Source organism: Nitrospirota bacterium, assembly GCA_016235245.1.
Taxonomy (GTDB): Bacteria; Nitrospirota; Thermodesulfovibrionia; order Thermodesulfovibrionales; family UBA6898; genus UBA6898.
This window is the reverse complement of the sequence record JACRLO010000022.1, coordinates 36,177-49,172: the sequence shown is the minus strand read 5'-3', so window position 1 is coordinate 49,172 and position 12,996 is coordinate 36,177. Positions and strand designations below refer to the sequence as shown.

General features: G+C 52.1%; 10 protein-coding genes, 1 tRNA gene, 1 other RNA gene and 1 pseudogene. 4 read left to right on the top strand and 9 right to left on the bottom strand.

All coding sequences use genetic code 11. The features are described from left to right. Window positions 1-223 precede the first annotated feature (223 nt). Window positions 224-321, bottom strand: an RNA gene (gene ffs / locus HZB31_11215) — signal recognition particle sRNA small type. A gap of 124 nt (window positions 322-445) precedes the next feature. Between ffs and HZB31_11210 the strand changes: the two genes are divergently transcribed. Further along, window positions 446-1,954 (top strand): HD domain-containing protein, encoded by a 1,509-nt coding sequence (locus HZB31_11210; GenBank protein ID MBI5848494.1) that lies wholly within the window; start codon window positions 446-448, stop codon window positions 1,952-1,954. On the opposite strand, the pseudogene HZB31_11205 reads toward HZB31_11210, so the two are convergent. The 6 genes and pseudogenes from HZB31_11205 to HZB31_11180 form a co-directional block, all read right to left on the bottom strand. Beyond that, window positions 1,951-3,117: pseudogene (locus HZB31_11205) on the bottom strand (ABC transporter permease). The gene HZB31_11210 and the pseudogene HZB31_11205 sit on opposite strands and share 4 nt — an antisense overlap. After that, window positions 3,117-4,274 (bottom strand): ABC transporter permease, encoded by a 1,158-nt coding sequence (locus tag HZB31_11200; protein ID MBI5848493.1) that lies wholly within the window; start codon window positions 4,272-4,274, stop codon window positions 3,117-3,119. Before HZB31_11200 ends, HZB31_11205 begins: the two are co-directional and overlap by 1 nt. Further along, entirely contained in the window at window positions 4,249-4,953 is a 705-nt protein-coding gene (locus tag HZB31_11195) for an ABC transporter ATP-binding protein (GenBank protein ID MBI5848492.1), read from the bottom strand. The genes HZB31_11200 and HZB31_11195 overlap by 26 nt, the downstream gene beginning before the upstream one ends. Then, window positions 4,954-6,171 (bottom strand): efflux RND transporter periplasmic adaptor subunit, encoded by a 1,218-nt coding sequence (locus HZB31_11190; protein ID MBI5848491.1) that lies wholly within the window; start codon window positions 6,169-6,171, stop codon window positions 4,954-4,956. Window positions 6,172-6,194: 23 nt separating this feature from the next. Further along, window positions 6,195-6,285: transfer RNA gene (locus tag HZB31_11185), tRNA-Ser, on the bottom strand. Between the two features lie 47 nt (window positions 6,286-6,332). Further along, a complete protein-coding gene (locus HZB31_11180) occupies window positions 6,333-7,676 on the bottom strand; it encodes a citrate synthase (protein ID MBI5848490.1) in 1,344 nt (447 codons plus the stop codon). A gap of 174 nt (window positions 7,677-7,850) precedes the next feature. Here HZB31_11180 and HZB31_11175 point away from each other — a divergent pair, with 174 nt between their 5' ends. The 3 genes from HZB31_11175 to HZB31_11165 are packed head-to-tail and all read left to right on the top strand — an operon-like array spanning window position 7,851 to window position 10,029. Beyond that, complete coding sequence (locus HZB31_11175) at window positions 7,851-8,216, top strand: DNA-binding protein (protein MBI5848489.1); 366 nt, start codon at window positions 7,851-7,853, stop codon at window positions 8,214-8,216. After that, window positions 8,216-9,379, top strand: a complete 1,164-nt coding sequence (locus HZB31_11170) for an ABC transporter permease (protein MBI5848488.1) — start codon at window positions 8,216-8,218, stop codon at window positions 9,377-9,379. The genes HZB31_11175 and HZB31_11170 overlap by 1 nt, the downstream gene beginning before the upstream one ends. After that, window positions 9,376-10,029 carry an ABC transporter ATP-binding protein gene (locus HZB31_11165; GenBank protein MBI5848487.1) on the top strand — a complete coding sequence of 218 codons (654 nt, stop codon included), beginning with the start codon at window positions 9,376-9,378 and terminating at the stop codon, window positions 10,027-10,029. The genes HZB31_11170 and HZB31_11165 overlap by 4 nt, the downstream gene beginning before the upstream one ends. Window positions 10,030-10,048: 19 nt before the next feature. Here the strand turns inward: HZB31_11165 and gatB are convergent, their stop codons facing one another. Then, window positions 10,049-11,479, bottom strand: coding sequence for an Asp-tRNA(Asn)/Glu-tRNA(Gln) amidotransferase subunit GatB (gene gatB / locus HZB31_11160; GenBank protein ID MBI5848486.1), 1,431 nt, complete (start codon window positions 11,477-11,479; stop codon window positions 10,049-10,051). Next, window positions 11,476-12,930: an Asp-tRNA(Asn)/Glu-tRNA(Gln) amidotransferase subunit GatA gene (gatA, locus tag HZB31_11155; GenBank protein MBI5848485.1), complete on the bottom strand. Its 1,455-nt coding sequence runs from the start codon at window positions 12,928-12,930 to the stop codon at window positions 11,476-11,478. Before gatA ends, gatB begins: the two co-directional genes overlap by 4 nt. Between the last annotated feature and the right edge of the window lie 66 nt (window positions 12,931-12,996).

Here is a 12,996-nt window from a genome sequence, read left to right as displayed (position 1 = left end):
TGGGAGATCTTCCCCTGCGCCAATGCATTTTTCAGCATGCGGGCGATAGGCTCCTGACCTACGAGGTCATCGAAGGTTTTGGGCCGCCATTTCCGTGCTAAAACAAGATAGCTCATTTTTTTGTCTTTTGTTGTTAGGGTTTAGGATACGGTATACAGAAACTGACTTCATGCCAATGACGAACACCTGATTCCCAATCACTGCCGTCTTTTCCTGCTCCATCCCGTGAACGGCTTGCTGCGGCACACAGGCAAAATGCTTATCGCTGCTTCCTTCCGGACCTGACGAGGTTCACACCTGACTGTTGCGCAGGGCCGCACACGGGATGCAGCAGGAAAATATACACGGTATCAGAAAATGTTTTTTATTTTAGCATAGATGTCTGCTTTTAAGCATAGCCCCGCGTATTCATGGAGGCATATGATATATTGTTAGCAATAACGCAATGAAGATAATAATACCTGTTTTACTTAGAAGCTGGTTTGAAGACGGACTGCCTGAAGGCCTGGGTCTGTATCTGGTCGGCGGGACCGTGAGGGACCTGCTTTTGAGGCCGAAGAGGGTGGCAAAGAATGTTGCGCCGAAAGATATGGACCTCGTCTGCAGGAATGCAAAGAGCCTTGCTCTCAACCTTGCGGCGCGGAAAAATGCCGCACTCGTTACGATGGGAAAAAAGACCGATGAGCACTCCCCGGGGTTTATCCCCATTTGCGGTGGAGAGTGTAGCCCCTGTTACCGGGTTGTGGACAGGGAGAGGCCTGAGGCTTTCCTCGATATCGCCGAGATGCGCGGAGATGCTATTGAAGAGGACCTGGGCAGAAGAGATTTCACGATCAATGCCATGGCGATCAGGCTAAACGATGAGGGGCTCGACGGTGAGCTTCTCGACCCTTTTGACGGGGCCGGAGACATACAGAAAAAAATTATCAGAATGGTCAGCCGGGAGGCCTTTGTCTCTGATCCGTTGAGGATACTTCGGGCATTTCGCTTTGCTGCCTCGCTTTCCTTTACGATCGAAGAGCAGACGCTGAACAGTATGCAGAGCAATGCAGTGCTGCTGAAACGGGTATCGGTCGAACGCGTAATGGCAGAGTTGCAGTGCATCCTCCTGAGTTCAAAGAGTGCCGTTTGGTTCAGAAAGATGGATGATCTGGGAATCCTTGCAGTGATACTCCCTGAAATCCTGCCGATGAAGGGCTGTGAGCAGAACTGGTATCATCACAAGGACGTCTGGGAACACTCCCTGCTTGTTATGGAGAAAGTCGAGGAAATCCTTTCTGACCTCTCACGTTTTGGGGAAGCGAGTGCCGGAATTGCAGCTATGATCGACAGGGAAAAAACAGGTTTTCTGAAACTTGCAGGCCTGCTGCACGATATGGGAAAGCCCTTTACCAGGGGGATAAAGCCTGGGAGCAGCAGGATCATCTTTTACGGTCATGACAAGGCCGGTGCAGAGAGGATGAAGGAGATGGCCGGCAGGCTGAAGCTCTCATGCCGTTTAAGAGACTTTCTTGTAAAAATGGTTGCAGAGCATCTCAAGCCGCTTTCGCTTTCGTCGCCAGAGGCGAAGCCTGCTGCCCGTTTGCGGTGGTTCAGGAAGATGAGGGATGATGTGGTTCCGGCGCTTATCCTTTCCATGGCAGATGTCATGAGCAGTCTGGGGCCTGAAGCCTCAGAGCAGTACCGGCTTCATTTCATTGCCTGGGCAGAAGAAAGTATCCGTGAATATTTTACTTTTATTAAGCCTCAGTTGGAGGCGCCTCTCCTGATAAACGGAGACGATCTGATCTCTCTGGGAATGAAACCGGGCATTGCTCTCGGAAGTCTTCTTTGCCGTCTCAGATTTGCCCAGGACCTTGGCAAGATCACGTCGCGCCGGGAAGCTCTCAAGTTGGCAGGCGACATGATTGCCGGACAGGCCGAAAGACGAGGGGCAAAAGACACATCAGATTAGTCTGACCGCAGAGCGTCGATAATGTTCATGCGGGAAGCGCGTACCGCCGGAAGCAGACCTCCCGTAATTCCCATGATGAGAGAGAAAAACAGGGACTTAACGGCTATATCCGCCGTAAGGCTGAAGGAGAATGCGAGTTCGGAAAAGGTCTGGAAGTTCATGGTTGAAATGGTGAAGAGCTGCATGAATGAAGCAAGAAAAAGGCCTGCTAATCCTCCAATCAGCCCCAGCAGGACCGCCTCCATCATAAAGGCGTAGAGGATGCTCCTCCTTCGAAACCCGAGGGCGCGGAGTGTGCCGATCTCTGCGGTCCTGCTGGATACCGCTGCATACATGGTGATCATGGCACCGATGATTGCGCCAAAAGAGAAAATGAAGGTCAGTGAAATGCCGAGGATGCGAAGAAACTTTGCCATCATCTCAGACTGATCGGTGTAATAGGTCGTCTCTCTTTTTGCCTCAAGCGCAAGTCTCGGATCGTCCTCAATACGCCTCTTCACCGTTTCAAGCTCGGACGGATTTCTCAGCCTGAACAATACAGATGAATAGACCGGCCTCCGGAATGCCTGCATCAGCTGGTCAACATCTCCCCATAGCTCCGAATTGAATCCCGTATTGCCCGCGTCAAATACGCCCGCGATTGTCCAGTCTCGACTGTTGAAGCGGACCGTCTCCCCGAGGCCTCAGCCCTGAAAGCGTCTGGCAATGCTTGCCCCGGCAAGAAGTTCGTAAGATCCCGGTCTCGGCAGTCTGCCTTCGATAATCTTCACCTGAGGTCTGAGGATGAGGGAGTTTTCGATAATCCCTCTTGTTACCACCTGGCCTGGTTTGGCACTGCCCCTTTTTTTGAGATTAATCAGCGCGACGATCTCCTTTACCACGATCTTCTGTCCGTTTTGTCCTGTGGCGATCTCGGGCTGGGTTTCCACCACAGAGGCTGCAAGCCGGTCGATGCCGCTCTGCACTTCACTGCCTGACGCCTTTCTTGTGACGATGACATTGTCATAAGAACCGGTATCCACCAGCGTTTTTTTGAGTCCCTCTGCCAGCATCAGGATCGATGCAAAAACAAAGACGACCAGAGCCATACCGGCAGCCGTAAACGCCGTGGTGAGACGCCGGGTCCAGAGGTTCCTGAAGCTGTATGAAACCGGAATACTCATCAGGCAATCTTTCTCAGGCCTTCAGCAATGCCGATTCGTGCTATTCGAATGGTCGGAATTACCGCCGCGATAAGGGAAACGATGAGCGATACCAGAAGATCAAAATAGAGCGTTGTTGCAGAAACATTAAAGACCGGCAGGAACGTGCTCATGGCGTCACCAAAGGCCCTGGCTGCAGGGAAGGTGGCGGCAATACCCAGAAGGCAGCCTGTCATGGTTATGACAAAAGACTCGCCGAATATCAGGCCTGCAAGATGCCATGAACCGAACCCGAGGGCTTTGAACACGACATATTCCCCTGTGCGCTCCCGTGCTGACATTGCTATCGTATTGGCAACGACCGCCATGATGATGGCGATAACCACAAAAGAGACAAGTTGAATAGCAACTACGATGGCTTCGCTCATCGAGACGAAGCCCATCTGAAAGGCCTTTTCTGTCTCCGTTATCGTCTCGGTCATGGAGTTCTTAAAAGACCGGTCTATGGCTGCTGCCGTTTCTGCTGCCAGGTCGGGATCTTTAATGCCGATCATGAAAAAACCGATCTGGTTTGCGAGAGCGGGGTTTGTCTTTCTCATGGATTCATTCAGATAGTCCCAGTTGAAGAAAAACTGGGACTCGTCACTGCTCTTGTCCCGCCCGCGATAAATCCCTCTGAGGACAAAGTCCCAGTTGCCCGGAAAGATGGTACCCTTCAGGGTAATTGTGTCGCCGATTTTCCATCCGTATTTCCTTGCGGTCAGCCTTCCTGCGACGCAGGCCTTGCGTTCATGAAGAAATGCCTTCTGCTCCGCCGGGCTCAGTATGAACTCCGGATAGAGTTCAAAATAGGATTGAGGATCAATCGCAAAATTGGGGAAAAAGTTTTTTTCACTGATATAGATGCCGCCAAACCAGTTGCCCCAAGAGACGGTCTTTACCCCTTCGATCTGGCGTATTTTCTCCTTATAGGAGGCAGGGACCATAAAGACCAGTGAGATGGCATTCCTCGTGACCAAACGACTGGCGGAGGAGGCCTCGACGCCGGCGTACCAGGCACTTACGACTGTCCGGAGCAGTCCGAAGGAAAGGATGGCGATCGTGATGCCGGCAATGGTGAGGACTGTGCGGAGCTTATGGCGGAAGGCGTTTCTAAAGAGGAGTTTGATCAGAAACATTGTTCAGGACACCCTTGTCGAGATGTTTTATCACATGTGCACGCTCGGCCGCCCGCGGGTCGTGCGTTACCATGATGATCGTCTTCCCCAGTTCACTATTCAGTCTGCAGATAAGGTCGAGGATCTCTTTTGCCGAGACGCGATCGAGGTCTCCGGTAGGCTCGTCGGCAACGAGCATGAGAGGGTCGGTAACGACCGCCCTGGCTATGGCGACCCTCTGCTGCTGTCCTCCTGAGAGCTGCGACGGCTTGTGGTCCATGCGGTCGCCCAGGTTTACGACCTGCAGCGCAAGTTCCGCATGCTCTCTTCGCTGTTTTCGGGAAAGGCCTGTCAGCAGCAGCGGAAGTTCCACATTTTCCAGGGCGCTCAGCACAGGGATTAGGTTATAGAACTGGAAAATAAATCCGATGTTGCTGCTGCGCCAGGCGGCAAGTTCGGTCTCCGAAAGGGTTGTGATGTCAGTGCCTGCGATGGTGATCGATCCTGTGTCCGCCTTATCAATGCCGGCGATCAGATTCAGCAGCGTTGATTTGCCGGAGCCTGACGGCCCCATGAGGGCAATGAACTCACCCTCAGCGATGTCAAGGGTGATATCCTGGAGCACCGGAATGAGCTGGCTTCCGCGCTGATAGGCTTTGGAGACTCCGCTGATATGCGCTAAGGGTGCGGGGACCTGCATCTACTTCTCTGAAACAGTAACTTTGATGTTATTTCTGATCTTGTCGGTGGCCTTGCGGACGATGCGCTCCCCGGCCTTTACGCCCGAGATGATCTCGACCATATCGCCGATCTTTTCCCCGGCAACAACAGGCGTTTCAAGGGCGCGGTTGTCCTTAATGAGAAAAACGGATGTTTTGCCGTTTCCGGAAACAAGGGATTCTGAAGCAACAGCGGTCCGCGGCTTGCGTTCATGATCAGCCATTGTTTTTTGGAGAAATGCCACCTTTGCGCTCATTTCAGGAAGTATTCTCGGGTCGTTATCAAGAAATCTTACCTTGACCATCACCGTTGCCTTGGTACGGTCAGCAGTCGGTACGATCATATGCACCTCTCCGCGGAAGCGCGACTCAGGCAACCCATCGAGCTGTATCTCGCAAGGCTGCTTCAGTGTTACCTGCCCGATGTTCGATTCCGAAACGTCAACCTCTGCCTGAAGGGATTGCATGTCCGCTATGGTCACGACAGCCGCCTTTGCATTGGCAGCAGCACCAAGGGGCGTAACAATATCCCCGATGTCAGCGTTTTTGGTAAGGACAACTCCGTCAAAGGGTGCACGGACGCGTGTATATTCGATCGATACCTCTGCCTCCCGAAGGGCTGCAGCCTGCGACGTTATGGATGCCTCCGCAGAAGCGACCGCAGCCGCTGCCTTCTTGTGGCGCGCCTCTGACGTGTCATATTCGAGCTTTGATATGAAACCCTTCCTGAGGAGTTCCCTGCTCCGGTCAAGGTTTGACGCAGCATCGGCAAGCTCTGCCTCAGCCTGATCGAGGTTGGCCGCGGCTACCCTGAGATTTGCGGCAGCACGCTCTTTTGCAGCAAGAACGTCATCATTTTCGAGAAGTGCGATGATATCGCCCTTTTTAATCCTGTTGCCCTCCTCGACATAGATGGCAACAAGTCTGCCGGTCACCTTGGACGCTACGGCCGCTTTACGCTGGGCAACGACATAACCGCTCGCATTGAGGAGGGTGAAGGACTGGGATGGATAAACCATGGAGACGGTTGCGGATTCAACACGAACCGTGGGCGCCACAAGGAGCCTGAATCCTATTATGGCCGCTATGATAAGTCCCAGGACGATTCCCGCAGGGAGAAGCGGGCTTCTCCCTGTTCTGCCGGCCTTCGCTGCCGGCTTATCTACGGTAAGTCTTATTAGGTCTTCCGGGTTTGCCATAGTTCACCATGGTATTGAAAAAATGGCGGAGAGGCAGGGATTTGAACCCTGGGTGCGTGATTAGCGCACACACGCTTTCCAGGCGTGCGCCTTAAGCCGCTCGGCCACCTCTCCGTTGCTGGAATTGCAGGAAAAATCTTAACTGATGAGGGTTCGTTAAATCAACGCTTTGCAAGCGCTACGTAGTTCTTTTTGCCTTTTAACGACGTAACGTACGAAGGCCTGATGATACGTCCCTGCACGATCTCCTCGATACGGTGAGCTGCCCAGCCCGCCACTCTGGCCATTGCAAAAATCGGTGTAAAAAGTTCTTTGGGTATGCCCATGCACCGATACACGAATCCTGAATAGAAGTCGACATTGGTGCAGACGACCTTTCCCTTCTTGTTCTTTACGATAGCGGGAGCGAGCCGTGCAATCCTCTTATAGAGTTCGAACTCTTTTTCGCGGTTCGCAGCACGCGCCAGTTCTGCGGCCCTTGTTTCGAGGAATACCGCGCGGGGATCTGAGACCGTGTACACTGCATGACCCAGACCATATATCTTGCCCGACTTGTCCCCGGTTTTTTTGTCGAGAATGAGTTCAAGATATGATGCCAGTTCGTCATCATCTTCCCAGTCTTTTACCCTGCTCTTGATGTCTTTCATCATGCGTATGACCGCTTCATTGGCTCCGCCGTGCAGATGTCCTGAAAGAGATCCTATACCGGCACAGACAGCCATGTACGTATTTGCGCCTGATGATGAAACGCACCGCGTTGAAAATGTAGAATTGTTGCCGCCACCGTGTTCTGCATGGAAGATGAGCATGGTGTCAAAGAGTTCCGCTGTTGCCCTGTCAGGCATTTTGCCCGACAGAAGATAGAGAAAATTCTCTGCGGTACTTACATTGGGGGCCGGGTCTTTCAGCTTCGAAAGAGATTTTTTCTCCAGGGTAGCCGCAATGTAGTTGTATGCAATGATGGTCGGAAATTTCGCAATGAGATCGATGCATTGCCGTGTGACATCGTTCATGTCTATCGAATTCGGATGTTTGTCGAAGAGATGCATGGCAGACACAATGGTATGCAGGGACCCCATCTGATCATCGTGGGGAGGCCTGTTGAGGATCATCTGCTTCACCTCGTCGGGCAGGGACCGCTTCTTATCAAGCAGCAGAGAGAAGGCCTTCATGTCCCGCTTGTCAGGGAGTATTCCTGTCAGGAGCAGATATATTGTCTCTTCAAAGCCGAATCTGCCTTCTTTTTCTTTCTCACGAACCAGATCAGCGACGTCGTACCCGCAATAATAGAGCTTGCCGGCAACGGGATTGACCTTTTCGATGCCGTCTCCCTGGTCCACTTTTTCATAACCGATAACCTGACCCTTGCTGGTAATGCCGACGAAGACGCCTGTGCCATCCTCGTTTCTGAGGCCCAGTTTTATGCTCTTTTCCTTGATAGTCTTCGGGTCAAGTTTGTCATGAAGCAGGGCAAGTTCCTGCACCTTCTTAAGTACAGCATCCATTTCTTTTGAACTCCTTTATCGTTATGATGAGCTTACTATTAAATTACATAATGCCGGAAGAATGCAAATTTATTTTTCTGCGTCAACCCTGATGATTCAACGGTTCCGCCTTCATAATTTCTTCATAGGATTATTGCTTAAATAGAAAAAAGAAGAACTGGCGAGGTGACTTGGATGATGAAAAGGGTTGTCAGTATGGGGACGCTGATAGTATTGACGATGGTGCTCCTTGGCTGTTCTGCCGAAAAGTATGGGGCAGGAGTTGACGGCAGCCTTCCGGTCTCGAAGGTGAAGGATATCTTTCTTGACAAGGGCATCATCGGAAAGAAGGTAACACTGTCCGGCAGCATTTCCTCTCAGTGCGGATCGAACGGATGCTGGTTTGTGCTTCAGGACGATACCGGGCAGGTCTTTATCAACCTTTCCCCCAATAACATGACAATTCCTCCGCGCATGAACAAAAAGGCAACTGTGACGGGAATTGTGTATCCGGTTCAGGGTGAACTTCAGATTGTGGCAGAGGGAGTTGACGTCCGGTAATGATTTTTCTGAAGATTGCGCTTAAGAATCTTAAACGGCACAGGACGCGGAGTCTGCTTGCGCTCTTTGGCATCGCCACCTCGGTCGCCGTGCTCTTTTCGATCCTGTCGTTTAACAGGGGCTTTGAACAGGGGCTTGCAAAGGAGCTTGAGCATACGGGTATTCATTTCATGATTGTGCCGTCGGGCTGTCCGCATGAGGTGGCGTCGCTTGTGCTTCATGGATCGATCATCCCGAAGTTCCTTGATCTGTCTGTGATGGAGAAGATCACGAATCTCTCAGCAATTGAATTTGCCTCCCCGATCCTTGTTGCCCAGCTTCCGAATCCGAAGAAGGGCAGGGTGGATCTGGTCTATGGTATAGAGATGGCGAGGGTCTCCCAGCTGAAGCCCCACTGGCAGATCGAGGGCACTATCCCGAAAGACGGGCAGGAGATTATCCTCGGTTCGGAGATTGCAGTGCATCAGGGGCTGAAGGTCGGCGACAGCATGGAATATCCGAATGTCAATGCAACGTTCAAGGTGTCCGGCATACTGAAAAAGACCGGCAGTCAGGACGACGCCTTTATCTATATGCCGGTTGCAACAGCACAGGTTGTCTTTAAGAAACCTTCGGGGGCAACAGCCGTCGGCGTTAAGGTAAAGGACCCTGCACCACTCACAAGGATAACGGACGAACTTTCCGAAAAAGTCCCGGGCATACAGATTGTGACCATGAACCAGGTGATGAGCAGCATCTCTACCCTTGCAGCATCTGCAAAGGTCCTCAGTCTGTCGATTGCGGTCATTGCGGTTATCGTGTCAGCCGTGGGTGTGATGAATGCCATGCTGATGGCTGTTTTTGAGCGGACCCAGGAGATCGGCATGATGCGGGCGATAGGCGCATCGCGGGCAGATGTCTTCCGGATCATTCTCAAGGAAGGGATGCTTTTGAGTATCGCAGGCGGCGTTGCCGGGGTCATTGCATCGGTTGCGGGCAGCGACCTTATTGAGGCCTTTGTGCGCAGGACGATGCCCTATGTACCGGCCGGCAATATGGTCGGCTTCGATGCCAATATTGCGTTTGCGAGCCTTTCCTTTGCGATGTTTGTCGGAGTTATTTCCGGCCTCTATCCGGCATGGAAGGCCTCGCGAATTCATCCTATTGAGGCAATAAGGGGATGATAGAGCTCAGAGACATAGAGAAGGTCTATCGCCGGGGGGCTGAGGAGCTTCATGCGCTCAAGAGTATCGATATGGAGATCGGAAGAGGTGAGTTCATTGCCATCGTGGGGCAGTCCGGCGCAGGCAAGTCGTCTTTGCTGCATATTCTGGGCTGCCTTGACAGGCCTACGAAAGGACGCATGGAGTTCGACAAGGTGAATGTGGAGCATATGTCTGAGGCTGAGCTCGATGCGATACGCAGGAGAAAGATAGGTTTTGTGTTCCAGCAGTTCTATCTTATGCCCGGCCTTTCTGTTTTTGAAAATGTGACGCTCCCAAGGGTCTTCAGCAAAGAGAAGATAGACCCTCAGAAGGTCAGGATGCTGATAGAAATGGTCGGGCTTGGCAACCGGTCGGAGCATTTCCCGAATCAACTGAGCGGCGGAGAGATGCAGCGCGCTGCCATTGCACGTGCGCTTGTAAATGATCCTGAAATCGTTCTCGCTGACGAGCCCACCGGTAATCTGGACTCAGACAACAGCGAAAAAATTTTTGGTCTTCTGAAATCGCTCCATGCTAAGGGGTACACGGTTGTCATGGTCACCCATAATAACGATCTCGCAAAACGTGCAGACAGGGTGATCACGATCAAAGACGGGAAAATACAATGAAGGGTTTGATATGAAGCGGTTAGCAGGAAAGCTTTTTCTTCAATAAGTCGTTCAGCATCTGCGGGTTTGCCTTGCCTTTGGTCGCCTTCATGGCCTGGCCGACAAAGAAGCCGATGAGCTTTTCATCACCTGCCTTGAAACGCTCCACCTCTTTGGGGCTCTTTGCAATGATATCGTCAACGATTTTTTCTATTTCAGATGAGTCGCTGATCTGGAGAAGTCCCTTTTCTCTTACGATCTCTTCGGCATCATTCCCTGTCCTGTACATCTCGTCAAATACGGTTTTTGCGATCTTGCCGCTGATGGTCCCGCTCTCGATGAGTTTCAGCATTCCTGCGAGCTGAGGCGGCTTGATCAAACAATCTTCGATGGACCTGCCATCTTCATTCAGGAGCTTCATCAGGTCGCCCATTATCCAGTTCGACACCGCCTTAGGCTGACCGCCTGCCATGACCGCGCTCTCAAACCACTCTGCGGTTGAGCGTTCCGCGGTCAGTTGATCTGCATCCGTATCCGGAAGACCGCAGGCCTCGACAAATCTGCGTCGTTTGGCATCAGGCAATTCCGGCAGAGACTCTCTGATCTTATCGATCCATTTCTGATCTACCGTGATCGGGACAAGATCCGGGTCAGGGAAATAACGGTAATCGTGCGCCTCTTCTTTTGAGCGCATGGACTCAGTAATGCCCTTGTTCGCATCCCAAAGCCTGGTTTCCTGCACGACCTTGCCGCCGTCCTCAATAAGCCTGATCTGGCGCTTGATCTCGTATTCTATTGCCTTTTCAACGTAGCGAAAAGAATTAATGTTCTTTACCTCAGCGCGGGTTCCGAACTCTTTCTGACCAAGCGGCCTTACCGAGACATTCGCATCGCACCTGAGCGAACCCTGCTCGAGATTGCCGTCGCATGCGCCAAGATACCGGACAATGCTCCTCAGTTTCCTCATATATTCAGCAGCCTCTTTCGGGCTCCTGATGTCCGGTTCCGAGACGATCTCCATAAGCGGCACACCGGTGCGGTTCAGATCGACAAAACTGTAACCGCCTGCACCCTCATGGATGTTCTTGCCGGCATCTTCTTCCATATGGATGCGGGTGATACCGATCCGCTTTACCTCTCCATCCACCACGATCTCCAGGTGGCCATGCTCGCAGATCGGGTGCTCGTATTGACTGATCTGGTAGCCTTTGGGAAGGTCAGGGTAGAAATAGTTCTTCCGCGCAAAACGGCTGTATTTTGATATGGTGCAGCCCGTGGCCAGTCCGGTTCTAATCGCAAACTCGAGCGCTTTTCTGTTGAGGACCGGCAGCACGCCCGGCATGCCGATACAGATCTGGCAGGTCTGGGAGTTCGGCTCATTGCCGAAGGTGGTCGGGCAGCCGCAGAAGATCTTCGTAGCGGTGAGCATCTGGGCATGGACTTCAAGGCCTATAACTGCTTCCCATTTCATAGACTCGGTTTCCTCTTATGCCACACGGTTGCCTGTTCATAGGCATAGGCAGCCTGAAGCAGCCTTTCTTCGTCAAAATGTTTTCCGATCAGCTGCAGCCCGACAGGAAGGTTATTTGAGGTGAAACCGCAGGGTATCGAGATGCCGGGAACTCCGGCCAGGTTCACGGAAATAGTGAAGATGTCCGCAAGATACATCTGGAGCGGATCATCGGTCTTCTCGCCCTTCTTAAATGCAGCCGTCGGTGTTGTCGGCGTAAGGATCAGGTCAACGGTTTTGAACGCCTCCTCGAAATCCCGTTTGAGAAGGGTCCTGACCTGCTGGGCCTTTTTGTAGTACGCATCATAATACCCTGAAGAAAGCGTGTACGTGCCTAACATGATCCGCCGCTTTACTTCAGCGCCGAATCCCCTGGCCCGTGTCTGCATATACATATCAATAAGGTCTTTTCCCTCAGCCCGGAACCCGTATTTAACGCCGTCGTATCGGGCCAGGTTCGAGCTCGCCTCTGAGGTGGCAAGGACGTAATAGGTTGCGATCGCATAGCCTGAGTGGGGCAGGGAGACAGGAACAGGAACCGCGCCGAGCGCTTCATACTGTTTTATGGCGGCCTGCACTGCTTCATTGACTTCAGGGTCTATGCCTTCGATGAAGTATTCCTTTGGAATACCAAGCCTGAGCCCCTTGATATCTTTGCCGATAGATGCCGTGAAATCAGGGACGGGTACCGATGCAGAAGTGGAGTCCATGGGGTCATTACCGGCGATGACGTTCATAAGTATTGCTGCATCTCTTACATTCTTGGTGATCGGGCCGATCTGGTCAAGGGATGAAGCAAAGGCTACAAGTCCATATCGTGAAACCCTGCCGTAGGTTGGCTTGAGACCAACAACGCCGCAGAGTGCAGCAGGCTGTCTGATCGATCCGCCTGTATCAGAGCCCAGCGCTGCGATGCATTCGTCAGCTGCGACAGCTGCTGCAGAACCGCCGCTGGAGCCGCCGGGTATCCTCTCCGTGTCCCAGGGGTTGGAGGTCGTATGAAAGCCGGAATTTTCGGTTGAAGAACCCATGGCGAATTCGTCAAGGTTCGTCTTGCCGGTCAGCACGTACCCCTGATCGAGGAGTTTTGTCGTTGCCGTGCTTTCATAGGGAGGAATAAAGTTCTGCAATATTTTCGAAGAGCAGGTTGTGGCAATGCCCTTTGTACACATATTGTCCTTGATTGCGATCGGAATGCCGGAAAGGGTTTTATTGTTTCCTGCGGCTATTTCTCTATCTATGTTTTCTGCCCTGTTCAGGGCTTCGTTTTTTGTCAGGGTCAGATAGGCCCTGATCCTGTCTTCGACCTGTTCGATCCTGTCGAAAACAGCGACGGCAATCTCTTTTGCCGATGTTTCATGTTTTTTGAGCATTTCTGAAAGTTCAGCAATGCCCTTGCTGTATAGCTCCAAGCAATCCTCCGCAGCGTAATAAAGTGACGAAAGTTTATCACCCGCAGTCAGAAGTTTGCAAGCAGA